Origin of the sequence: Halorubellus amylolyticus (genome assembly GCF_034808145.1) — an archaeon.
GTDB lineage: Archaea > Halobacteriota > Halobacteria > Halobacteriales > Natrialbaceae > Halorubellus.
Map to the genome: position 1 here is coordinate 24083 of NZ_JAXHGM010000014.1, position 22317 is coordinate 46399.

Consider the following 22317-nt stretch of genomic DNA (forward strand, 5'->3'; position numbering starts at 1 on the left):
CTGTCGGCGCAGTTCTTTCGTCACAGGCCACTGCTAGACCCCGTCCACCGGTCGAACGTTCGACTCGGGAACGCGTCGCCCGCTCAAACATGCCGAACAATAATGATGTATGCTGCCATCTCTCCAAGAGTATGCAAGACAATGTCACGCATGGTTCTGGCGGCGACGGCGACGAGCGAAGCGACGTGTTCGCCCTCCTCGCACGCAGGCGATACCTCGTCGCGGCCGCCGGAACGGCCGGCGGTCTCGCGTCACTGAGCGGTTGTCTCAGCGGGAACGGCGACACCGACACCGGCACCGAACCGGAGACCGACGAACCACCGGACGAGGAGAACGGCGACGACGACCGACCCGCGGGCGTCTCCGAGGACGAGTTCGAGAACGGGCCCGTCCCCGAAGCGTACCGGACCGCGGTCTCGCTCGGCGGGGAGACGCGCGACCCGGACGACCTGCAACCGAAGGGAAACGTGAAGTTCTCCGAGTACGACGACGCGCTCGACCGGCCGACGCACGAACCGGGGCGCTGCTGTGCGAACTGCGCGGACTACGTCCCCGACAAGAACGGGGACGGGTTCGGCGCGTGCGCCGAGGTTGAGGGGTACGTCGACGGCGCCGACTGGTGCTCGCTCTACGAGTCGCTCCCCGAACCGTCGGTCCCGGAGGACCGCAGCGAGGACGACCTCGCGACGGCCGAGGTCCCCGAGGGATACCGGACGGCGACCTCGCAGGGCGGCGAGACGCGCGACCCCGAGCAGCTCAGCGCGCAGGCGGACGTCAGCCTCACGGAGTCAGTCGAAGCGATAGCGGACGGCGACGCCGAACCCGGGCAGTCCTGCGGGAACTGCGCCGAGTTCGTCCCCGACCAGAACGACGACGGGTGGGGCGCGTGCGCCGCCGTCGAAGGATACGTCGCTAGCGAGGACTGGTGCGTCGTCTGGGAGCACGTCAGCGAGGGCTGACCCCGACTCACCCGAGCCGCAGAACCTGCGCGTGCAGCGTGTCCTCGACCTCAAGGACCGTACTCTCGTCGACGACGCCGGCGTCGACCGCGGCCGCGACGGTCTCGGTGCCGACGAGGTTCGCGACGTCCGCGCGACGGACCGCGTCGACCGCCGCCGCCGGCTCGACCTCGTCGCCGCCGTAGAACTCCTCGGTGACGGTCAACGAGAGCTCGCCGTCCTCGAACGTCTCACCGAGCAGGTCCGCGTCGCAGGCCGCGACGAGCAACCCCTCGGTCGTCTCCCGTTCGCTGAGCAGTATCACAGCGGACCACCGCCGCCCGGACCACCTCGACGGTCGCCTCGGCCGTCGCGGCCGCCGCCTCGCGGGTCGTCGCCGTCGACGCGCGGGTCCTCGCTGGGGTCGGGTCGGGGGTCCTCGCCGCGGAGCCCCTCGGGCGCGTTACCGGGTGCCTGCCCGGTCTGGGCGTCGACCATCTGCTGCTCCATGTCCTCGCGGAGCTCCTCGGCCTCCGCGGCGACCTCCTCGGCGCGCTCGTCCTCGCCCATGTCCTCGAGCGCCCGCGCCTTCTCCTCTAGAATCTGGGAGTTCCGCATGCCGAGGCGGATGGCGTTGTCGAAGCACTGCACGGCGTCCTCGGAGAGCCCGCGCTCCGCGAGGAAGAACCCGCGGTTGTACCACGCCTGCCCGAACCGGTCGTCGATCTCGACGGCGCGCTCGGAGTGCTCCAGGGCGCGCGAGACGTCGCCGGACTCCCAGAGCGCGTACGCGAGGTTCGTCTCGGCGCTCGCGGCGTGCTCGGACTCGTCGTCGATCTTGAGGGCCTCCCGGTACGCACCGATGGCCTCGTCCCACTCCTCGAGTTCGGCGTGCGCCGCGCCCTTGTTCACCCAGCCCTCCTGCGCGAGGGCGTCGTCGTCGGTGAACTGGGCGACGCGCTGGAACGTGTCCACGGCCTGCTCGTAGCGGTTGATGGCGACGTAGTTCAGGCCGACGTCGAGCAGCTCCTCGGCGTCGACGGCGTTCGCGTTCGTGTTCTCGCGGTCCAGGAGGTCGGTGACGACGCGGCTGTCGACGGGGTCGACCTTCGACGGGTCGACGTCGAGCTCCGGCGGGTCGATGTCGAACTCGGCGTAGGGGTCGTCGAACCCCTGGCCGGAGGAGTACTCGTGGTCTCGGTCGGGGTTCTCCTCGGTCATGGAAGTGGATTTGGCGACGAGCGCGGGTAAGCCCTTCGCTCGCGGCGTCAGAGCGGACCACCACGCGGTCGTGCGTATCTCCAGTGGAAGCGAAGGGGGTTCGCGACCCGTTCGCACGGACGACACCGGTCCCCACGCGAACCGGAAGCGAACGCGGTCGCTCCGCCGAACGCTACGAGCGGTGGTCCGGTTCCAGCGGTCCCGCTGGGGACGAAACGCGCATCCGGCACGTCGACCACGCGGTTCGCGGTCGCGTCGACAGCGGCGTTCGTCTCACGACCGGGTCCGCTCGACGACGTTCAGGTCGCCGTCGGCGACAAGCGTGAGCGCGTCCCCATCGAACTCGATGGTGAGGCCGACCAGCCAGGGGTCGGTCGACCGGACGGTCACGCCGCGGTCGGTTGCCGCGAACTCCAGTTCCCACAGCGGCGTCGAGAACACGTCGACGCCGTGCTCGTGACAGAACGAAACGACGTCCCCATCGGGCAGGAGCGCGGTGCCGAGCGTCAGATGCCGCTGATCGCCGCAGTGAGTGCACGACCGGTACACCGACAGCGCTCTGCGGTCGGAGTCGGCGTACGGCGCCGTCTCGGCGTCCAGGAGTTCGGTGTCGAGCTCGTTCCCGCAAGTGATGCAGACGCTGCGAGCGAACGCGAGGTGGCGATGCTGGTAGAACGCGGCCACTCGGTCCAGCGCCGCCGACCCTCCCGCGACGACCCCAGGTGGCGCGCCGGAGTACCCGTACGTGTACGCACAGTCGGGACATTCGACCGAGACCATGCTCTTCTCGATCGTCGCGGTGACGTCCGCTCCACAGTAGTGGCACGCGAACCCGGCGTCGATCCCGTGGACGGAGTCGCTCTCTTCGAAGGTCCCTCCGCGAATCATGCCGTAGAGCCGGCGTCCTTCGGCGCGCATCCGGTACCCGTCTTCGAGCGATTCGACGTACCGCCCGACCAGTTGCTTGAGGTGATAGTTGAACTGGCTGGACCCCACGTCGGTGTCGGTCCGCGACCGTAGTTCCGAGAACGACAGCACTGGTGGAGCACCCTGCTCGACCCGGGCGTCGCCCAGGGCGCGGACGATCGCCGCTCTGATCTCGTTGCCGACGATCGCGAACGCATCGACCGGGGAGTCGTCGTCGTTCCGGGACCCGTCGCCCGTGCTCGGCATGTTCCGACGGACCACACGCAGATTGTTAACGGTTTGGCGGCAGTTCGCCCAGCAACAGTGGTCGCCCGCAGCTCCAGCCGGGACCGGGCGTGCGTGGAGCGTACGACCGCTCCTCTCACGCGCTCAGTCCCGTGCGACGACGTCGACGACGCCGGAGAGGTCGAGCGGGACCGACCCCTTCGTGTAGCCCTCGACGCTGCCGTCCGGGCGGACGCGGTAGACGAGCGCGGGCCGATGGTGGACGTCCGGGCGTTCGCCACGGACGGCGGCCCACTGGTCGTCGTGGTAGCTCGAACAGTCGACGAACAGCGTCACGCCGCCGCCGTGCGCTTCGAGCTGGCCGGTGGTCTTCGTCTGCGCGGTCTCCCGGATCGCGGTCACGGGATCGTTCGCGGACCGGTCCTGGGGCGGGAGCGGGCGCGTCACCTCGACGAGGTTGCTCGTCCCGTCCGACGCGATGGCGCGGTAATCGAGGCTGTAGCCGCCCGCGACGTCGATCTCGGGGACGACGTCGTAGCCGGCTTCGGTGAGGAGCCACGCGGCGACGTACTCCGCGATCGCCGACGCCATCCGCGTCAGGTCGAGGTACTCGCTGGTCCCGAGCTTGCCCGCCATGACGTGGCGGTCGTCGTCGAGGACGCCCGTGTCGAGGACGCGTTCGAGGAACGCGAGCGCGTCGTCCGCGTCGGCGTCCGGGAACCCGCAGGCGTGCTCGGAGAGGAACTCGCGCGTGGTGTGTCGCCCGTCCTTGCTCATCAGGACGGGCAGGAAGAACCACGCGACGTGCGGGTACTCCGTCGTCCACGGCGCCTCGACCGCGAGGTCAGCGAGCAGTTCGCGCTGCGCCCAGCGGTGGACCGGGTAGGGTATCTCGTCCCAGTCGCGTTTGTCGGTCCGCCAGAGCGCGCTCGGCGTCTCGGTGTTCCCGAGCCAGTACGCCTCGCTGTCGTCGTAGAGGAAGAGCGCGATGTCGCCGTTGTCCATCTCGAACCGCACGCCCGTCCAGCCGTCCGGCGGCCGGTAGTGGGGCGTGGTCCTGGTCGCTCCGAGGTTGTCGTCGAGCGGCGAGAAAATCTGCTGGTGGACCTGCTGGTCGGTCCAGCGGCCCTGCGAGTACCGGAAGCGGAGGGGGCGTGCCACGTCGCCCGATACGCCCCCCTGTCACATGAGAGCCACGGCATGCGCGCGCTGTCGTCGGTCGGCATCGAGACGGTTCGAACTCCCCTCGCAGGCGGACCGCGTGATGGAACGCCCAAGACCACTTGCACCCTGGACTTTCATGCCACGTGAACGCGTACCGTCGACAGGTTCAAATATAGACATGCCTTATCACGGTGATGGTTAGCATGTCGATGGGTGCTTACGACGAGGACGAGTACGAACGTCGCGAGGAGAAGTCCACGCACGTCGACGCGGACTTCGACGACGAGCGGACGGTCTACCACGGCGAGGTCGAGTACGACTCGGGCGAATCCACCGAGGAACTGCTCGACCAGTTCAAGCAACTTCAGGAGGAGTAGTCGCGACGTCCGGCGACTCGCGGGGGGAGATTCGACGCCGCTGCCAGCCGCGGCACTCCACTCGCATCCGGTGATCGGGTCACGTGGCGCTGTCGGCTCGCGTCCAGCGGCCGCGTCACGTGGACGGGGCGCTGTCGTCGACGCCGGCGAGCGTCAGACCGACGGAGAGCGCGGTCGCAGCCGCCACGGCGAGCACGTGCCCGAGCAGCACGACGAGCAGCACCGGTCGGTCGAGGACGAACGGGACGAACGCCAACTGGACCGCGGCGAACGCGAGGTTCAGTCCGTCGGCGCGAGCGAACGCACGACTCCGGGCCGCGTCGAACTCGAACGTGTACGCCCGCCAGACGGCCGCGACCGCCGCCCACCAGCTCGTCCCGATCCGGTAGACGACGTCCCAGAGCACGAGCAGCGTCAGGTACGTCGCCAACACCGGCGGTTCGTCGCCGAGGAGCGCGGCGACGAGCGGGTCGGCTGCGACGCGCGGGTCGTACACGAACAGGTGCGTGACGACGGCGACGAACGCGAGCACGCCCAGGACGACCTCGACGTTCGACCCGAACAGCAGCCGTCGGTACGGTTCCGGGGCGTCGAGCTCGCGGATGCGCCTCGCGTACGCGAGCATGAGCGCGCTCCCGACCGCGGCGACCGCGACCGCGGCGGTGCCGACGACGACACCGGCCCACAGTCCGTACAGCGCCGCGACCACGAGCACGCCCGCCTCGAACGCGAGCACCTGAATGCCGATGGCGGTCGAGGAGCCGACGTCGACGCCAGGGAGCGCGCCGACGATGCTCTCGTACACCCACGCGTCGCCGTACTGCGCGTCGGCACGTCGTCCCGCAGCGTCACCGTCGGACGCCGTCCCGCCAGCGTCCCCAGGGGGACGACCTTCCGCGTCCGTCGTGGCCGCGTCGGCGGACGCGGCGTCGTCTGACGAGCGGGTCACTGCAGTCCGGGGCTCCCGCCCTGGAGCGGGCTGCCGCCGCTCCCGTTCGCCGACCGGGAGAGCGCGCGGCGGACCGCCGAGTCGAACGGCGTCAACGCGACGTCGATCTCGTCGGCGAGCCGGTCGTCCTCGACGACGACCGGGTTCTTCAGCCCCTCGATGAGGGGGTGAGCCACTTCCTTCGGGACGTCCGAGACGAGGTTGACCCAGTAGGCCGAGAGCCGCGGCGTCAACACCGGTACGGGGACGATGTACAATCGCTTCCCCATCGCCTCGGCGGTGCGTTCCAGCATCTCGCGGTACGTGAGGACGTCCGGGCCACCTATCTCGTAGGTCTCACCGGCGGTGTGCGGGCGACTGAGGACGCCAGTGAGGTACCCGACGACGTCGCTCACCGCGATGGGTTGACAGGGCGTGTTCACCCAGCGCGGCGTGATCATCACGGGGAGGCGGCCGACGAGCTGCGTTATCATCTCGAAGCTCACCGACTCGGCGCCGACGATGATGGCGGCGCGCAGCGTCGTCAGGTCGAACTCGCCCTCGCTGAGGACCGCCTCGACGCTCCGGCGGGACGCGAGGTGCTCGCTCAGGTCCTCGCCTTCCTCGCCGAGCCCGCCGAGGTAGACGACGCGGTCGACGCCCGCGGCGTCGGCGGCGGCGACGAAGTTCCGCGCCGCGCGCTCGTCGCGCTCGGCGAAGTCCTCGCCGGAGCGCATCGAGTGCACGAGGTAGTACGCGACGTCCACGTCGTCGAACGCGCCGCCGAGGCTGTCTGGCTCGAGGAGGTCGCCCTCGTGGACCTCGACCTCGTTCCCGGGGTAGTCCTCGCGGTTCCGGACCAGTGCGACGACGTCGTGGTCGCCCGCGATGAGCGCGGGGATCAACTCGCCGCCGACGAACCCCGTCGCACCGGTCACCAACACGCGCATACCACGGGGTCGGGCCGCCGCCGTCTTAAGGATGCCTCCAACGCCGTCGAAACGAACCGCTCGTCGCGACGTCGGTCAGTCCCAGCCGGGCGTCTCGGGCGCGCCCCTGGCGTCCTCGACGCGCTCGGCGAGGCCGGGGTCGGACGGCTCTCCGCTGGCGGCGCGCGTCTCCCAGTCGTCGATGGCGGCGCCGACCCAGGAGCCGGCGTCGAGCGCGCGGTCGCGGTAGCGCTCGTAGGCGTCGTCGTTCCGCTCGATGCGGCCGGGGCTGGCGGCGGCCGCGGTGGCGACGAACTCCGCGCGGTCCGCGGCGGTCGCCTCGCCCGCCGCGAGCCGCGCGACGCGTCCGTCGAGCGCGCCGGGGTCGGGGTGCGCGAACACCTTCCCCCCGAGCGCCTGCGGGCCGAACAGCGGTTCGGCGTCCGCCGGCACCGACTCCTCGACGAGGCGGTCGCCGGGTGCGCCGAACTCGCGCTCGACGCGCTCGCACACGGACTCCACGTCCATGAGGAGGTTCCGCCCCGGGTAGGTCGCGCACTCGTCGGGGTACAGCTCGTCGTCGTGGACGCGGCACTGCAAGGTCTCGGGGTCGAGGAACGCGCACGTCGGGAGCCACGACGTCTCGTCGGCGCCGACCGGCGCGACCGGCTTCGGCGGCTTCCGGAGGCCGACGAAGAACGCCGGGCGGCCCGCGACGGCGGCGACGTCGAACCCGTCGACGCGCACCGACCGGTCGGACGCCTCGCCCGCGTCGCCGGCGGCGGGCGTGCGCTCCCAGAGCCGCGGCGCGAGCGCGTCCGCGAACCCCGCGGTGACGAAGTCACGGACCTCGTCGCGCGTCAACGGCACGAGGTTGTACACGTCGTCGAGCGGGCGTTCGGGGCCGACGCGCTCGTGGTCGTCCGGCGTCGCCGACAGCGACCGCCAGTCGACGCAGCAGCCCGCGCAGCCCTCGCAGTTCACGCGCATACTCGGCCCTTCTGCACGCAACGACGAAATACCTCGCTCGGTCGTCGTCGGTCGACGCGACGGTCGTCCGGGGCCGCGTCCCGTCGCCGTTCCCGACTCGGGGAGGGAGTCCCGGCGTTCAGACGCCGAGCCACTCGTCGTCCCGGACGGGATAGCCGCGCTTCCGGCAGTGCTTCGCCGCCTCCCGACGCACGTCTCGACTCCCGGGAAGGGCCTCCTTCTCGTGGATGCGCTCGACGATCCAGTCGGCGATGACGCCGATGGGTTCGTCGTCGTCGGCGGCGTCGACGTCCGCGAGCGCCGCGAACGTCCGCTGGTAGCCGTCGCGCTGTGACTCGGGGAACTCCGGGTCCGGGAGCGTCGCCGCGGCCTCCGCGACGCGTTTCATCGCCCCGGCGACCGTCGGTCGCTGCACTCGCTCGCGGACCGCGGTCGGGGAGTCGAACGTCTCGACGTCCGTCTCCGGGACGAGCGCCGCGACGGCGTACGTGTCCGCGCCCGTCCGGACCTCGCGCTCGCCGACGGCGGCGACGACCTCGACGCCCGTCGCCGGGAACGCGACGTCGTCGAGCGCTCGCTCCAGTTCGGCGAGTTCGCTCGAATCGACCGGCGGCTCGGGCTCGTCCGCGCGCTCGATGGCGGTCCTGATGGCGCGCTCCCGCTGGCGTCTGTCGGCGTCGTCCGCCTGTTTCTCTCGCCCTCGTTTATTGTCTGCCATCCTCTAGCATACGAGAGCTGGACGAATAACCCTGTGCCAAAGCGGTCACTCGCGAGCCACTTCGCGCGGTCACCTCACCATCGCGCGGCCACCCTACCAGTCGTGGCCACGGCTCGCGGGTCGCGGCCACGGACTGCGGCCGGCTCGGAGAAAGACACTTGCGGCGCTGGCACCGACTCGCTCGTGTGACGACCGACCCCTGTGACGGCTGCGGGAAGCGCGTCCGCGTCGCCGGCGGCATCGGCGACATGTGGACCGCGCCCGGGCCCTCCGGCGGCATGACCCTCGAGTTCGACGACGGCACCGAAGCGTTCCTCTGCTTCGACTGCATCGAATCGCTCCCCGACGACCCGACGAAAGGCGACGTGCCCGGGGCGTAGCCGCTCGCGACCGACGCCCCGTAACGCACTCGGCGCTGGCGACCGAACTCGCGGGTATGGTCGCGTCCCGTCGGTTGCTCGTGCTCGCGCTCTCGCTCGCGGCGGTCGGCTCCATCGTCCTCGGGGGCGTGCTCGTGACGGTCTTGGAGCAGTCGGCGGGCGGGCTCGGTGCGGTCGGTGACCCGCTCGTGCTCGCGGCGGTCGTCGGACTCCTCGGGGTCGCGCTCGGCGCGGCGGTCGCGAACGCGCTCACCGGTCCCGGTGGCCCGAGCGGGCCGGACGGCCCGACGCCCGCGGACCAGCGACGCGAGGCGAACGAGTGGGGTGACCCACCCGGTGTCGACGTCGACGACGACGAGTGAGGTCGGGGCGCGTCCGCGGAGACCGGGGAGACGAGCGGCCGCGGTGCGTCGTCGACCGCGGGAGCTTTTGCGCGGGGCGTGCTCGAAGTAGGATAGTGGATACGGACCGGATGTTCGACGCGTTCCCCGCGCCGTCGTACCGCGGCGCCCAGGAGCAGGCGCTCCGGGACATCAAGGCGGCGTTCGACGACGGGAACGACGTGGTGCTGGTACGTGCGCCGACGGGGAGCGGGAAGAGCCTGCTCGCCAGAGCCATCGCGGGCTGTGCCGACAAGGTCGACGAGGTCGCGCCGAGCGAGGCGGCGGGCGCGTACTACACCACGCCGCAGGTGAGTCAGCTCGACGACGTCGAGGGCGACGCGCTCCTGCAGGACCTCTCGATCATCCGCGGGAAGAACAACTACAACTGCATCCTGCCCGGGGAGACGGAGACGCCGGTCGACCAGGCGCCGTGCGTGCGCGAGTCCGGGTACGATTGCTCGATACAGCATCGCTGCCCGTACTTCTCGGACCGCGCCATCGCGTCGAACCGCTCCATCGCGGCGATGACGCTCGCGTACTTCATGCAGACCGCGGGCTCGGAGGTGTTCCGCAAGCGCGACGTGGTCGTCGTCGACGAGGCCCACGGGCTCGCGGAGTGGGCGGAGATGTACGCAACCGTCGAGCTGTCGCCCGAGACCGTCCCGATGTGGGACGACCTGAAGGTCCCCGAGATGGACGGGGACGTCGAGCGCGCGGCGCGGTTCGCGGACAGCGTCCAGGGGACCGCGACCCGCCGGAAGGACGACCTCCTCGTCGAGGACGAGTTGACCCCGGACCAGGCGAAGGAACGCGACCGCCTGCAGGAGCTCATCTCCGAGCTCGGGTGGTTCGTCAAGGACTACCGCGACCGCGACTCGGCGACGGAGTGGGTGGTCGACCAGCCCGACGGCGCGGGCACGCCGGCCCGCGTGAAGCCGATGAACCCCGAGAAGTACCTCTCGCATACGGTGTGGGAGCGCGGGAACAGGTTCGCGCTGCTGTCGGCGACGATGCTCGACAAGGACGCGTTCTGTCGGGGCGTCGGCCTCGACCCCGACAGGGTGACGCTCGTGGACGTCCCGCACACGTTCCCGGTCGAGCACCGGCCGCTGTACGACGTCACCCAGGGGAAGATGACGTACGAGCACCGCGACGACACCATCCCGAAGCTCGCGCGGACCATCGTCCGGCTGATGCAGCGCCATCCCGACGAGAAGGGGCTCGTGCACTGTCACAGCTACGCGATACAGGACCGGTTGCGCGAGCACCTCCGTGACCTCGGCGTCGGCGACCGCCTGCGGACGCACGGCAAGGACGACCGGGACGCCGAACTCGACGTCTGGAAGGCCCGCAGTGACCCCGAACTCTTCCTCTCGGTGAAGATGGAGGAGGCGCTCGACCTGGAGGGCGACCTCTGTCGCTGGCAGGTGCTGTGCAAGGCACCGTACCTGAACACGGGCGACTCGCGGGTCGCGCACCGCCTGGAACAGGGCCAGTGGGCGTGGTACTACCGCGCGGCGCTCCGCACCGTCATCCAGGCGTGCGGGCGCGTCGTCCGGTCGCCGGAGGACGTCGGGCACACGTACGTCGCGGATTCGAGCCTGCTCGACCTCTTCGAGCGCGCCCGGACCGACATGCCGGACTGGTTCGCGGCGCAGGTCGACCGGATGAGCCAGCCGTCGCTTCCCGAAATATCGGCGCGCGAGGCGCTCGCGGGCATGAACGGCGCTCGGGGGTCGTCGACGAGCGTCGGGACCGACGCCGGCGGCGACGACGGGCGCGACGACGACGGCGGGTACTCGCGGCGGCGTCGCTCGCGGAAACAGGGTTCGGAGATGGCGGACGTCTGGAATCACGATTGAACGCGAGCCGGTCGCGGCGAGCGACTGGACTCGCGTGCGGTCGAGTCGACCGTTCGGATGCAGCCGGCCGTCCGGGCGAACCCGACCGTTCGGGCGAACCCGGCGGGTTAGATGAAGCTGATGGCGTACGCGACGCCGGAGAGCACCATCATGCCGACCATGAGGACGGCGAACAGTTGCTGTCGGTCCATACGGGCGTGTTCCGTCCGCAGGGATTTCAAGGGTTCGGACGGTTCGACGCTCGATACGCGAGCGCGTCGTCGTGCCCGGCGCGCCGAACGCGAACTCAGCCGTTGGTCCCGTACCTCGTTGTCTGCTCCTCGGGGTCGGGCGTCGTCCGCCGGTAGCGCGTAACGCGCAGGTAGATGTACGCGGCGGCGACGACGACGCCCGTCCACGTCAGCGACGCGGCGAGCGCGCTCGTCACCGTCGCGGCGAGTTCGCCCGCGGTCCCGTCGAGCGGCCCCGTCACCCATCCGAGGGCGCCGGCGGCGAGCTCGCCGGCGAGTCGGAATCCGAAGGTCAGTGCGACGACCGTGGCGGCCTCGCCGAGGACGGCGGACCGGTCTCGTTCTGGACGCATCGTACTCCGGACTCGGCGCTCGCCGATGAAAGGGGGTCGTGGTCGTTCGCGTCGTTCACGACCGTTCGCGAGACGGTTCGAACGACGACGAGACGCTCGTTCGACGGTGCTCGCGTGGTTTTGAACGATCGAAACGCGAACCGATAGCACGCCACGAGCACGACGCGGGTTCGTTGCCGGGAACTCTCAGTCGACGGTGACGTCGAGGACGACGTGCGCGACACCGGCGCTGTGGGATTTGACGCGGCGGACGGCGTCGACGGTCGGCTCGCGGCCGCGGTCGCGGATCGCGTCGCGGACGCGGCCGGCGACCGCGTCGGGGACCTCCGAGTCGTGGACGGCGGCGTGGACGTGGACGACGCCGCCGGGTTCGAGCGCGTCGAGGGCGGCGTCGAGGTAGTCGAACGCTTCGAGCGCGCGCGGCGTCTCGCTCGCGTCGGCGTCCTCGCCCGATTCGACGTCGTCGTCCTCGCCGCGACCGTCGCTGGCGTCCTCGCTGACGCCGTAGTACCCCATGACGACGCGGTCGGCGGTCGCGTCGACGTCCCGGCAGTCGCCGAGGATGGGCCGGAGGTTCTCGGTCACCTCGTTCAACTGCGCGTTCTCGACGAGGTACCGGTACGCCTCCGGGTTCAGTTCGACGGCGGTGACGTCGGCGCCGGCGCGCGCCATCGGGAGCGCGAAGTACCCGATGCCGGCGAACATGTCGAGCACGCGCTCGCCCTCGGCGACGACCTCGCCCATGCGGGCGCGCTCGGCCTGGTTGCCCGGCGAGAACATGACCGTCGCGCAGTCGAGCGCGTACCGCGTCCCGTGCTCGACGTGCACGGTCTCGGTGTCGCCCGTCCCGGCGACGATGCGGAGGTCCGGCGTGCGGTGGACGCCGGAGACGCCGCTGCGGACGCAGACGGTGTCGGCGTTCCCGTGGAGTTCCAGGAGGGCGTCGCCGAGCTCGGCGTCGTCGTGGTAGTCGCCGTCGTCGACGAGCACCACGGAGCCGACGACCGCCCACGACCCCGGCGCGGTCGCTATCTGGTCGTCGCTCCAGCCGCGCTCGCGGAGGTAGTCCGCGAGTTCGCGCGACCGGTACTCGGGGTCGGGCTGGCGGACGACCCGCCTGACAGCGGTCTCCTGCGGAGCGCTCGTGACGGGGAGCGCGACGGTGTCGGCGTCGAACGCACGCACCGCACGGTCGTCGTCGTAGACGCCCTCGGCGCGCAATCCGGCGGTCGCGACCTCCGCGCGCGGCTTCGCGACCACCGCCGCGAGCGGCGCGTCCCGGTCCGCGCTCGCCGCGTCGAGCGCTCGCGTCCCGGTATCGCCGGCGGTCCCGGCGTCGTCCGACTCCCGGGCGTCCTCGGCGGAGGGTTCCTCGTCGGTCATTCGTCGGGGAGAACGTGCAGGCCGTTCCGATGCCGGAGGACGGGCACCTCGGTCCCGGCGTCCGCGTCCAGGTAGTCCGGCCGGGGCACCGTCGTCGACTGGTACGTCTCCGGGTCCAGCACCTGGACGGCGTGCTCGTCCTCGTACGCGACGAGCGTCGTCGACACACCGTCGTCGATGGTACCGAGCTTACGCGCGTCCGGGGCGTCCCCGACCTCGTAGCTCGCCTCGAAGCGGTCACCGGACGCCAACCGGAGCCCCTTCAGGTTCCCCTGCACGGACCGGACGAGGATGGGGCCGTCGTCGTCCTCCGGGTCGATGACGTCGCCCGGACGGAACTCGGGGAGGCGGACGGCGTACGTCACGCGGTACACCTCGTTCCCGTCCTCGTCCTCCGTGACGAGCGTCTCGTGGTCCTCCCAGTCCCCGCCGAACTCCTCGGTGATCTTGCTCGCGACCTTCTTCCCGAGGTTCGTCGTCGACAGCTTGACGTTCAGGCCGTCGCCGTCCTCCGTCATCTTCGAGACGAACGCATCCCGTGACCCCGTCGCCTCCATCGCGCCGACGATGTCGTTCGCGATGTCCTTCGCGCGTTCGACCTCGTCGCTGTCGGGGAGGCGGTCGACGGCGCGAACCTGGACGACGCTCGCGTAGGCGTCGCCCGCGATGCGCCCGCAGCGCTGGCACGTCTGGCGCGCGATGCTCACCGGGACCGTGACGTGTGCTTCGCGAAACTGGCCGCGGACGATTCCGGAGAACGAGCAGTGCATCTTGACGTTGTTCTGGTCGACCTGCTCGGGGTCGACCTCCCACGTGACGTCGCGTGCGTCGACGTGCACGGCGAGGGATTCGGCGACCTCGTCGATGGCGACGTCCGTGTAGTCCTTCGCGCCGACGTCCACCCAGCGGTTCCCGCGATGGAGGGCGCCGCAGCGCGCACACACCTCTATCCGGAGCTCGTCGGGCGCGTTCACGAGCTCGAACTGGTCGAAGTAGCAGTCGTCGCACACGCCGACCTCGGACTTCCCGAGCGGGTCCTTCGCCGCGTGCTCGCTCAACGGCTCCCCACAGCGCGGGCAGAGCACGCTCGACCCTGCGTCCGCGTCCTCGTGACCGAGGAGTTCGTCGGCGGGACCGGTTTGGGTCGCCGCGTGGCCTGCGTCGTCGGCGTGGTCGTTCGTTTGGCTGTCGGCGCGCTCGATAGTGTCGTCCGCGTCGGGCGGGTTGCTTGGGTCGTCGGCGTCGGCGTCCGCGTCGGTCATTACCCGATTCGTACGGCGCTCGCGCCGAAAAGGCTCGCGGTACGTGCGTCGCGAGCGCGACGGTCCTCCGGGTCGAGTGGACGGGTCGCGCCGCGGTCAGAAGTCGGCGAGGCGGATCCACGCGATGACGGCGTGCACGAACCACGCCATCCACGCGCAGAACGCGACGAGGGACGCGGTGAAGTACGCGGTCGGCGTGCCCACGGCCGCCGCGAGCGCGAACGCGCCGACGACGACCGCGACCGCGAGGACGTTCCGCTCGCGATGCCGGAGTGCCCGACGGACGGCGTCGGTCGCGGGACGCTCGGTCACGGCCGGCACGACGACGCGACGCCACATAGTTCTGCCTTCGGACGCGGCACGCGATACGACTCGACGCCAGCGGTCGACCGCCGGCCGCACGCGACCGACCGCCGGCCGTGGGTTCAAGTGCGATGCCGCGGCGACGTTCGACAGGCCTTTGCGGCCACGAACCCCATGCCCCTTCCAGTGACAGCGGACGCCGGCGACGACCGAGACGCCCCGACGGACGACGCGGACAGCGACGCGTCCGCGAGCGAGCACGCGAACGGTTCCGCGGCCGAGGACGCACCCGCGTGGGACGACGTCTTCGGACACTCAGAACCCTATCCGGAGCAGGAGGACGGTATCGACGCGGCGGTCGACACCGCGCGCGACGGCGGGTTCACGGTCCTCGAAGGCGCGTGCGGGACGGGGAAGACGATGCTCGCACTGACTGCGGGCCTGCATCTCGTGCGCGACCCGGACTCCGAGTTCGAGCGCGTGATGGTGTTGACGAGCGTGAAACAGCAGCTCCGACAGTTCGAGGAGGACCTGGAGACGATCAACGCGAACCTCCCGAGCGGGTACGACCCGGTGAGCGCGATGACGCTCGTCGGGAAGGCCGACGTCTGTCCGTACGAGCGCGAGGACGCGGCGGGGTTCGGGCAGGGGTCGGTGTACGAGCGCTGCGAGACCCTCCGGGAGAAGACGCGCGACCTCACCGGCGAGGGCGGGGAGACCTCGGCGGACTCGCTCGCCGGCCAGGCGCGCAGCCAACAGGTCGACCTGGCGAGCGGGCCGTCGGCGTCGGCGGGCGCGACGTACCTGGAGAGCGCGGGCGAGCCGTCGCCGTACCCCCGCGAGATACCGGAGTACGGGACCGACCGGACGACCGTCGAGTACTGTCCGTTCTACGCGCAGTACCTCGCGGACATCCCCGAGGACGGCGACGCCGCCGAGGGCATTCCCTTCGACGTGACCGACGCCGGCCTCATGCGGCCCGACGACCTCGTCGCCGCCGGGATGGAGTACGGGACGTGCCCGCACTCGCTGATGGGCGTGCTCCTGAACGAGGTGGAGGTCGTCGTCGGGAACTACTATCACGCGTTCGACCCGACGACGGTCGAGGCGTTCACGGGCGCGCTGCTCGACGAGTCGACGTTCGTCGTCTGCGACGAGGCGCACATGCTCGAACCCCGAGTCAGGGACCTCGTGAGCGACGGCGTCGCCGACCGGACGTTGCGCGATGCCGAGGCGGAGCTGACGCGAGTCATCCAGCCGGTGGCGTTCGACGAGGACGGCACGGGGGACGCGACCCAGCACACGAAGGCGGACGCGGAACTCGTCCGCGGCGAGCTCGCGGAGACCGACCTCGACGTCGACGACGTGCGGGCGACCCGGGACTTCGTCCGCGACCTCCGCGAGGAGCTGTCGCGGCGCGTCGAGGCGTACCTGGACCGCGAGCACCGCGGGTGGCGCGCGGACCTCGCGGACCTCCCGGACGCGGAGATACCCCTGCGGGACCCGGAGACCCCACAGGAGGACGAGCTGACGGAGTGGGCCGAGCGCGTGGGGTACGGCCCGAACTTCTGGACGACCGCGGAGTCGGTGGGCGCGACCGCCCAGCGGATCCTGAACGAGCAGGCCGACGAGGAGAAGCAGCGCGCGTGCGCCACGGCGGGACGCGTCTTGGCGGCGTGGCAGACCCGCGACCACACGCGGTACTTCCGGGAAATCGACCTGGAGCGGACGTGGGACGACGCGGAACCGCCGGAGTCGTGGCGGCGGGCGTACAACGCGCACCTCTCGATACAGAACTGCGTGCCGTCGGACGTGCTCGCCGAGCACCTCGCCGAGTTCGGCGGCGGCGTCCTCATGTCGGCGACGCTGGAGCCGCTCGACGTGTTCGCGGAGGTGACGGGCCTGGACGCGCTCGAACGCGAGGACCGGCCGGTGGAGACCAGAACCTATGGGCTGCACTTCCCCGCGGAGAACCGCGAGAGCTTCGCGGTGGCCGCGCCGAAGTTCACGTACCAGAACCGCGGGCCGACACCGGACCCGGGTCGAATCGAACCCGCCGACGGCGGGAACGAGACGCGCCGGATGTACGTCGACGCGGTGAGCGAGGTCGCGAGCGTCGACGGGAACGCGCTCGTGGGGATGCCGAACTACGCGGAGGCGGCGTGGATGGCGAGCGCGCTCGAACGAAAACTGGACAAGCCCGTGCTGCTGGACGAGTCGAGCGCGGACGACGCGACCGAGGCGCTGAAGGACGACTTCTTCGCGGGCGACGGGAAGGTCCTCGTCACGTCCCTGCGCGGCACGCTCACTGAGGGCGTGGACTACGAGGGCGACCGCCTGCAGGCCGCCGTGGTCTGTGGCGTCCCGCTCGTCAACACCGCGAGTCCCCGGACGAGGGCGGTGCAGCGCGCGTACGACGACGCGTTCGGGAACGGCTTCGAGTACGCGCTGACGGTGCCCGCGGTCCGGAAGGCGAGGCAGGCGGTCGGACGGGTCATCCGCGGCGTCGACGAGGTCGGCGTGCGCGTGCTCGTCGACGAACGGTACGCTCGCGACTCGTGGAACTCGGTGCGTGGGTTCATCCCCGCGGTCGAACGCGAGGAGTTCCAGCCCGTGAGTCCGGACATGCTCGACCTCGCGATGGACCGGTTCCGGTCGAAGCTCGACTGACGGGCGGCCGTGAGGAGGCGCGGCCGGTCAGAGCGGTCGGAGGTCGTCGCCGCTGGCGCGGACGTCGAACTCGAACGTCCACGCGCTCGCGGGTTGAGTGAGGGCGTGCCAGACGGTGTCGGCGACGGCGTCGGGGTCGGTCCACGTGTCGTGGTCGGGGAAGCGCTCGCGGAGGCTGGGTTTGTCGAGCCAGCCGCCGACGAGACAGTGCGAGACGTGCACGCCGCGTGCGCCGAGGATGTCGGCGTACGCGCGCATGAGGCCGCGGAGGCCGTGGCGAGCGGCGCCGCGGGCGGGACTGCTGGAGGCCGTGGTCGCGGCCATCGAGTTCGTCGCGAGGACGGCGCCGGAGGCGTCGGCGTCCGCGGGCGCCCGGAGGTCGTCGAGCGCGGCGTCCGTCCACCGGACGGCGGTGTCGACCTGCATGCGCCAGCAGCGTTCGACGGCTTCGGGCGTGGTCTCGGCGACGCCCTGGCCGGCGTCGTCGGGACCGGGGACGTTCAGGACGAGGCAGTCGACGGGACCGTGTGCGTCCCGGACCGCGTCGACGACGTGCTGGACGTGCTCGGGGTCGGTGGCGTCCCCCGGGTAGGGGTCGACGGTACCGGGACCGGGCGCGTCGGCGGCGAGTTCGTCGAGGGAGTCCGCCGAGCGGGCGACGGGCGCGACGGCGACGCCCTCGCTCGCCAGTCGCTCGGTGACCGCAGCGCCGAGGCCGGGGCCGACGCCGACGACGATGGCGGAATCGGGGTTCATGGCCGGAGCTATCCACGGCGGCGTGTTAAGCGGTCGCCCGGGCCCACGGTCAGTCCTCGATGGCGACGACGCGGGCGTCCTCGGGCGCGAACCCGAGCGTGACGGTGTCGGCGCTCGGGCGTTCCTCGAGGTGTGCGACGACGCGGGTCCCGTGCCAGTCGCCGTCGACGCGGACGCGTTCGCCGAGGAACGCCGCGTCGGTCACGGCGAGTTCGAGGCGGTTCGCGTCGACGCCGGGGTCGAGTGCGGCGGGCCGGACGGAGACGGTGACGTGGTCGCCGACCGCGAGCGGCGTCGTCGAATCGGGTCCCGATTCCCCGCCGGCGACGCCGCCGGCGACCGCGAACTCGGTGTCGTTCGCGCGAACGCGGACGCCGCCGTCCGCGTCGACGCCCGCGACGGTGCCGTCCAGCAGGTTGTTCTCGCCGACGAACCCGGCGACGAACCGCGTCTCCGGTTCGCGGTACACCTGCTCTGGCGTGCCGACCTGCTCGATGCGGCCGTCGTTGACGACCGCGAGCCGGTCGCTGACGGCGAGCGCCTCCTCCTGGTCGTGCGTGACGTATACCGTGGTGATGTCGAGTTCGCGCTGCACGCGCTTGACCTGCCGGCGGAGGTGCTCGCGGAGGCGGGCGTCGAGCGCGCTCATCGGTTCGTCGAGCAGGAGGACGTCCGGGCCGGGCGCGAGCGCTCTGGCGAGCGCGACGCGTTGCTGCTGGCCGCCCGAGAGCGACTCCGGGTCGCGGTCCGCGAACCCGGCCATGTCGACGAGTTCGAGGAGTTCGGCGACGCGCTCGTCGGTCGAGACGCCGCCGGGCGGGTCGGCGAAGTTGAGGCCGTAGGCGACGTTCTCGCCGACGGTCATGTGCGGGAAGAGCGCGTAGTTCTGGAAGACGACGCCGACGTCGCGCTCCTCGGGCGGGACGGCGGTGACGTCCCGGTCGCCGAAGCGAACGTGCCCGGCGGTCGGTCGTTCGAACCCGGCGATGGCGCGGAGCGTCGTCGTCTTCCCGCAGCCCGAGGGACCGACGAGCGTGAAGAACTCGCCGTCGCGCACGGCCAGCGAGACGCCGTCGAGCGCGGTCGTGGTGCCGTAGGTCACCGAGACGGCATCGAGCGTCAGGTCTGTCATCGTTGGATTCCTCCGATGTAGCCGCCGAGGCGGTCGACCGCGACGAAGCTCGCCGCGGTGACGACCAGAAGCACGGACCCCATCGCCATCGCGGGGCCGAGCGTCCGGCCGAGGTAGCGTTCGACCGCGACCGGCATCGTCGCGGTGCTCGACTGGGTGGCGAGGATGACGGTGGAGTCGAACTCGCCCATGCTGATCGCGAACGCGAACGCCGCACCGGCGAGCACGCCCGGCCAGACGAGCGGGAGCTGGACGTCGAGCAGTGCGCGGACGCGGGTCGCGCCGAGCGCTCTGGCGGACTCGACGAGCGCGCGGTCGACGGCGGCCAGCTGCGGTTTGACGTTCCGGACGACGAAGGGGTACGCGGCGACGGCGTGCGCGGCGACGACCGCGACCACGCCCGTCACCTGGAGGCGGTACGGGCCGGGGAGGTCGATGCCGAACACGAGTCCGGTGAGCAGGCCGACGCCGAACACGATGCCGGAGACGGCGACGGGGAGCATCGTGAGCGCGTCGACGACGGTCCGGGTGCGGCCGCGGCCGCTGGAGACGACGGCGACGACGACGCCCATCGGGACGGCGACGAGGAGCGTCGCGGTCGCGAACAGGAGCGAGTTCGCGATGGCGTCGAGCGGCTTCGTCTGGAACGCCGCGCCGGTCGTCTGTCGCTGCACGAGGAACGCGTAGTTGTCGAGCGTGAACCCGGCGCCGTCGGTGAACGACTCCACGAGGAGCGCGGCGATCGGAGCGAGGAACAGGACGGCGGCGAACGCGCCGTACGCCAGGACCGCGACGCGTTTCGCGTCGAGCGCCCCCAGGTCGGGGAGGAAGCGCTCGCGGTCGACGTCCACGCCCGCGCTCCCGAGGCCGCTCCGCCCGGACTCGTATCGGAGGTAGGCGTACGTGAGCGCGAGCGAGATCGCGGTCTCGACGACGGCGAGCGTCGCGGCCGTCGGCACGTCGAGGTTCTGCGCGGCGTTGTACACCCAGACCTCGACGGTGGCGAGCTGGAGGCCGCCGAGCGCGAGCACGATGGGGAACGTCATGAACGTGAACACGTACGTGAGGAGTGCGCCGGCGAGCACCGCGGGGAGGAGCTGCGGGACGACGACGTCGCGGAACGCCCGTCGTCGCGGTGCGCCGAGACTCCGTGCGGTCTCGACCATGCGGGCGTCGACGGACTCCCACGCGCCGGTCGTGACGCGAGCGATTAGGGGGGCGTTGTAGAACGCGTGCGCCAGTATCACGACGAACAGCGGGCTCGTCTCCAGCAGCGACTGGTGGAGGCCGACGACGCTGAGGACGTCGTTCAGGAGCCCGGATTCGCCGAACGCGGCGAAGAACCCGGCGGCGACGAGGATGCCGGGGAGGACGAACGGGAGGATGGTTATCGAGCGCAGGGTTCGCCGGCCGCGGAACTCGAACGTCGCGAGGACGTACGCCGCGGGGAGGCCGATGAGGACGCTCGCGACGGTGGAGAGGAGCGCCTGCCACGCCGTGAACCCGAACAGGCCGGTGTCGACCGACGGGAGGACGGGCGCGGGATAGGGAACCGGACCGAGCGTCGCGACGCGCACCCCGAACCCGCCGACGAACCCCGCGACGGCGGCGGCGTGCTCGCCGAAAGCGAACGGCGAGTCGAGGACGCCGGCGAGCGCACCGACGTAGAAGCCGTCGGTGAACACGTCCGCGAACCGCGCGAGCGACGGCGTCCCGTCGACGCCGAACGCCTCGGAGAACACGACGCCGACCGGCACGTACAGCACGAGGAGGAGGACGACCGCGGTTCCGCCGACGCCGACCGCGAGCGCGTGCTCGTCCACGAACCGCTGGACGAACGCGCGAGACGGCGAGTCGGGCGTCGACTGTGACACGGGTCGTGATGTGAGAGCGACGATGTTAGCTGCAGCGGTCTCCTCGATTCCACCGACGAGACGCCCTCGCGAGCGACCGATGGTCGAGTGCGCGCCGTCAGTTGCCGGCGACGAGTCGCGACCAGTCCTCAACCCACCCGGAGAGGTTCCCCTTCAGTTCGTCGTACCCCAGGGAGACGGCGTTCTCGGGGCGGTACGCGTAGTCGCTGAACTCCGCGGGCAGGTCGACGTACTCGTCCTCGACCGCGGGGAACTGGACGTTCGAGAGCGCGATGGTCCGCTGGACGTCCCCGCGGAGCACGAAGTCCATGAACGCGTACGCCAGGTCCGTCTCCTCGGTGCCGTTGACGACGCCCATGCCTTCGGGGTTCGCGTACCCCTGGTCGTTCGGGAACCCGACCTGGTGCTTGGCCATGTTCTGACCGTCGCGGTTCGCGTACACCTGGTCCGTGGAGTACGAGACGACCATCGGTCGCTGGTCGTCGAGGTACGCCTTATACGAATCCCACCACGACCCGAGCACCTTCACGTCGTTCTCCAACAACGACTCCCAGTAGTCGAGGTAGCCGTCGGCGCCCTTCTCCGCGATCGTCCAGAGGAGGAACGCCTGCCCGGTGTCCGTGCCTTGCGCGGTCTGCGCGAGGAGCTTGCTCTTGTAGGGACTCGTGGCGAGGTCGTCGAGGGTCTTCGGGGCGTCGACGTCGCGCTCGTCGTACACGAGACTGATGTAGCCCGTGTCGTACGCGAGCGCTCGCCCGCTCGGGTCGCCGAAGTCGAGGCTGTCGCGGACGCGGTCCGCGTGCTCCATCCGCCCGCGGTCGAGGGACTGGAAGAGGCGCTTGCTCCCGAGGTTCTCGTCGATCCGAACGAGGTCGTCGACGTTCAGGCCGACGTAGACGTCGGCGTCGACGCTCGCGCCCTGCTTCCGGCGCTGGATGTACTCGTTCAGGCCGTTGCTCGGGACGGTGTACTCCACGGTCGCCTCCGGGTACGCCTCCTCGAAGCGCTCCTTGACGAACTTCCCGGGCGCGTCGTAGCTCTCGCTTGGCGCGTTCAGGAACGACTCGTAGGTCGCGACGGTGACGGTCCCGGAGTGGTCGGGGCCGGCCTCGGTCGTCGTCCGGCTCGTGGTGCTGGTCGCGCCGTCACCGCTCGTGGTCGTCTCGTCGGTAGGCGGCGTCGTGCTCGTGCTCCCTTCGTCCTGTACGAGACAGCCGGCGAGCGCGAGCGCGCTCGTGCTCCCGGCGGCCTGCAGGAAACGACGTCGTCTCATGACTCGGTGGTTGCACCGCGTGGTCTTAAGAAGCGTGAT

The 22317-nt window shown here is 70.9% G+C and carries 22 protein-coding genes; 6 read left to right on the forward strand and 16 right to left on the reverse strand.

Features of this window, described 5'->3' with window-relative positions:
• Positions 1-131 precede the first annotated feature (131 nt).
• Positions 132-959 (forward strand): high-potential iron-sulfur protein, encoded by an 828-nt coding sequence (locus SM754_RS18995; protein ID WP_323677737.1) that lies wholly within the window; start codon positions 132-134, stop codon positions 957-959.
• 7 nt (positions 960-966) lie between these two features.
• On the opposite strand, the gene SM754_RS19000 is transcribed toward SM754_RS18995, so the two are convergent.
• From SM754_RS19000 to SM754_RS19015, 4 genes are all read right to left on the reverse strand, one after another.
• Positions 967-1260 (reverse strand): DUF424 family protein, encoded by a 294-nt coding sequence (locus SM754_RS19000; RefSeq protein WP_323677790.1) that lies wholly within the window; start codon positions 1258-1260, stop codon positions 967-969.
• Positions 1260-2159, reverse strand: coding sequence for a tetratricopeptide repeat protein (locus SM754_RS19005; protein WP_501993824.1), 900 nt, complete (start codon positions 2157-2159; stop codon positions 1260-1262). The genes SM754_RS19000 and SM754_RS19005 overlap by 1 nt, the downstream gene beginning before the upstream one ends.
• Before the next feature lie 273 nt (positions 2160-2432).
• Positions 2433-3332 carry a DUF7351 domain-containing protein gene (locus tag SM754_RS19010; protein ID WP_323677738.1) on the reverse strand — a complete coding sequence of 300 codons (900 nt, stop codon included), beginning with the start codon at positions 3330-3332 and terminating at the stop codon, positions 2433-2435.
• A gap of 123 nt (positions 3333-3455) precedes the next feature.
• Positions 3456-4472, reverse strand: a complete 1017-nt coding sequence (locus SM754_RS19015) for a DUF5784 family protein (RefSeq protein WP_323677739.1) — start codon at positions 4470-4472, stop codon at positions 3456-3458.
• A 206-nt stretch (positions 4473-4678) separates the two neighbouring features.
• Here SM754_RS19015 and SM754_RS19020 point away from each other — a divergent pair, with 206 nt between their 5' ends.
• Entirely contained in the window at positions 4679-4852 is a 174-nt protein-coding gene (locus SM754_RS19020) for a DUF5786 family protein (RefSeq protein WP_323677791.1), read from the forward strand.
• A gap of 115 nt (positions 4853-4967) precedes the next feature.
• Here SM754_RS19020 and SM754_RS19025 read toward each other — a convergent pair whose 3' ends face one another.
• The 4 genes from SM754_RS19025 to SM754_RS19040 all read right to left on the reverse strand — a co-directional run bounded on the left by SM754_RS19025 (position 4968) and on the right by SM754_RS19040 (position 8417).
• On the reverse strand, positions 4968-5801 hold the full coding sequence (locus SM754_RS19025) for a DUF7530 family protein (RefSeq protein WP_501993825.1): 834 nt from the start codon (positions 5799-5801) through the stop codon (positions 4968-4970).
• Complete coding sequence (locus SM754_RS19030; protein WP_323677740.1) at positions 5798-6730, reverse strand: NAD(P)H-binding protein; 933 nt, start codon at positions 6728-6730, stop codon at positions 5798-5800. The genes SM754_RS19025 and SM754_RS19030 overlap by 4 nt, the downstream gene beginning before the upstream one ends.
• A 75-nt stretch (positions 6731-6805) precedes the next feature.
• Positions 6806-7699, reverse strand: a complete 894-nt coding sequence (locus SM754_RS19035; protein ID WP_323677741.1) for a YkgJ family cysteine cluster protein — start codon at positions 7697-7699, stop codon at positions 6806-6808.
• A gap of 118 nt (positions 7700-7817) precedes the next feature.
• On the reverse strand, positions 7818-8417 hold the full coding sequence (locus tag SM754_RS19040) for a DUF5789 family protein (protein WP_323677742.1): 600 nt from the start codon (positions 8415-8417) through the stop codon (positions 7818-7820).
• Between the two features lie 185 nt (positions 8418-8602).
• Here SM754_RS19040 and SM754_RS19045 point away from each other — a divergent pair, with 185 nt between their 5' ends.
• The 3 genes from SM754_RS19045 to SM754_RS19055 all read left to right on the forward strand — a co-directional run bounded on the left by SM754_RS19045 (position 8603) and on the right by SM754_RS19055 (position 11042).
• Complete coding sequence (locus SM754_RS19045) at positions 8603-8797, forward strand: DUF7561 family protein (RefSeq protein ID WP_323677743.1); 195 nt, start codon at positions 8603-8605, stop codon at positions 8795-8797.
• 56 nt (positions 8798-8853) lie between these two features.
• A complete protein-coding gene (locus tag SM754_RS19050) occupies positions 8854-9159 on the forward strand; it encodes a hypothetical protein (RefSeq protein ID WP_323677744.1) in 306 nt (101 codons plus the stop codon).
• 95 nt (positions 9160-9254) lie between these two features.
• Entirely contained in the window at positions 9255-11042 is a 1788-nt protein-coding gene (locus tag SM754_RS19055; RefSeq protein WP_323677745.1) for a helicase C-terminal domain-containing protein, read from the forward strand.
• A gap of 286 nt (positions 11043-11328) precedes the next feature.
• Here SM754_RS19055 and SM754_RS19060 read toward each other — a convergent pair whose 3' ends face one another.
• The 4 genes from SM754_RS19060 to SM754_RS19075 form a co-directional block, all read right to left on the reverse strand.
• Positions 11329-11625 carry a hypothetical protein gene (locus SM754_RS19060; RefSeq protein WP_323677746.1) on the reverse strand — a complete coding sequence of 99 codons (297 nt, stop codon included), beginning with the start codon at positions 11623-11625 and terminating at the stop codon, positions 11329-11331.
• Positions 11626-11811: 186 nt separating this feature from the next.
• A complete protein-coding gene (locus SM754_RS19065; RefSeq protein ID WP_323677747.1) occupies positions 11812-13008 on the reverse strand; it encodes a class I SAM-dependent methyltransferase in 1197 nt (398 codons plus the stop codon).
• Positions 13005-14270, reverse strand: a complete 1266-nt coding sequence (locus tag SM754_RS19070; protein ID WP_323677748.1) for a 60S ribosomal export protein NMD3 — start codon at positions 14268-14270, stop codon at positions 13005-13007. The genes SM754_RS19065 and SM754_RS19070 overlap by 4 nt, the downstream gene beginning before the upstream one ends.
• Before the next feature lie 96 nt (positions 14271-14366).
• Positions 14367-14582, reverse strand: a complete 216-nt coding sequence (locus SM754_RS19075; RefSeq protein ID WP_323677749.1) for a hypothetical protein — start codon at positions 14580-14582, stop codon at positions 14367-14369.
• Between the two features lie 336 nt (positions 14583-14918).
• On the opposite strand from SM754_RS19075, the gene SM754_RS19080 reads away from it, so the two are divergent.
• The gene (locus tag SM754_RS19080; RefSeq protein ID WP_501993827.1) at positions 14919-17243 is read left to right on the forward strand and encodes an ATP-dependent DNA helicase; all 2325 of its coding nucleotides are present in this window, start codon (positions 14919-14921) and stop codon (positions 17241-17243) included.
• Positions 17244-17270: 27 nt separating this feature from the next.
• Here SM754_RS19080 and SM754_RS19085 read toward each other — a convergent pair whose 3' ends face one another.
• The 4 genes from SM754_RS19085 to SM754_RS19100 form a co-directional block, all read right to left on the reverse strand.
• Complete coding sequence (locus tag SM754_RS19085) at positions 17271-17999, reverse strand: SDR family NAD(P)-dependent oxidoreductase (RefSeq protein WP_323677751.1); 729 nt, start codon at positions 17997-17999, stop codon at positions 17271-17273.
• A gap of 49 nt (positions 18000-18048) precedes the next feature.
• A complete protein-coding gene (locus SM754_RS19090; protein ID WP_323677752.1) occupies positions 18049-19131 on the reverse strand; it encodes an ABC transporter ATP-binding protein in 1083 nt (360 codons plus the stop codon).
• Positions 19128-21005: an ABC transporter permease gene (locus SM754_RS19095; RefSeq protein ID WP_323677753.1), complete on the reverse strand. Its 1878-nt coding sequence runs from the start codon at positions 21003-21005 to the stop codon at positions 19128-19130. The genes SM754_RS19090 and SM754_RS19095 overlap by 4 nt, the downstream gene beginning before the upstream one ends.
• A gap of 97 nt (positions 21006-21102) precedes the next feature.
• Positions 21103-22278 carry a thiamine ABC transporter substrate-binding protein gene (locus SM754_RS19100; RefSeq protein WP_323677754.1) on the reverse strand — a complete coding sequence of 392 codons (1176 nt, stop codon included), beginning with the start codon at positions 22276-22278 and terminating at the stop codon, positions 21103-21105.
• Positions 22279-22317 lie beyond the last annotated feature (39 nt).

Excerpts from the sequence above, each read along its gene's own strand:
- SM754_RS18995 (WP_323677737.1), top strand. The coding sequence starts at position 132 with ATGCAAGACAATGTCACGCATGGTTCTGGCGGCGACGGCGACGAGCGA.
- SM754_RS19030 (WP_323677740.1), bottom strand. The coding sequence starts at position 6,730 with ATGCGCGTGTTGGTGACCGGTGCGACGGGGTTCGTCGGCGGCGAGTTG.
- SM754_RS19050 (WP_323677744.1), top strand. The coding sequence starts at position 8,854 with ATGGTCGCGTCCCGTCGGTTGCTCGTGCTCGCGCTCTCGCTCGCGGCG.
- SM754_RS19010 (WP_323677738.1), bottom strand. The coding sequence starts at position 3,332 with ATGCCGAGCACGGGCGACGGGTCCCGGAACGACGACGACTCCCCGGTC.
- SM754_RS19090 (WP_323677752.1), bottom strand. The coding sequence starts at position 19,131 with ATGACAGACCTGACGCTCGATGCCGTCTCGGTGACCTACGGCACCACG.
- SM754_RS19065 (WP_323677747.1), bottom strand. The coding sequence starts at position 13,008 with ATGACCGACGAGGAACCCTCCGCCGAGGACGCCCGGGAGTCGGACGAC.
- SM754_RS19005 (WP_501993824.1), bottom strand. The coding sequence starts at position 2,159 with ATGACCGAGGAGAACCCCGACCGAGACCACGAGTACTCCTCCGGCCAG.
- SM754_RS19020 (WP_323677791.1), top strand. The coding sequence starts at position 4,679 with ATGTCGATGGGTGCTTACGACGAGGACGAGTACGAACGTCGCGAGGAG.
- SM754_RS19035 (WP_323677741.1), bottom strand. The coding sequence starts at position 7,699 with ATGCGCGTGAACTGCGAGGGCTGCGCGGGCTGCTGCGTCGACTGGCGG.
- SM754_RS19060 (WP_323677746.1), bottom strand. The coding sequence starts at position 11,625 with ATGCGTCCAGAACGAGACCGGTCCGCCGTCCTCGGCGAGGCCGCCACG.
- SM754_RS19040 (WP_323677742.1), bottom strand. The coding sequence starts at position 8,417 with ATGGCAGACAATAAACGAGGGCGAGAGAAACAGGCGGACGACGCCGAC.
- SM754_RS19085 (WP_323677751.1), bottom strand. The coding sequence starts at position 17,999 with ATGAACCCCGATTCCGCCATCGTCGTCGGCGTCGGCCCCGGCCTCGGC.
- SM754_RS19100 (WP_323677754.1), bottom strand. The coding sequence starts at position 22,278 with ATGAGACGACGTCGTTTCCTGCAGGCCGCCGGGAGCACGAGCGCGCTC.
- SM754_RS19070 (WP_323677748.1), bottom strand. The coding sequence starts at position 14,270 with ATGACCGACGCGGACGCCGACGCCGACGACCCAAGCAACCCGCCCGAC.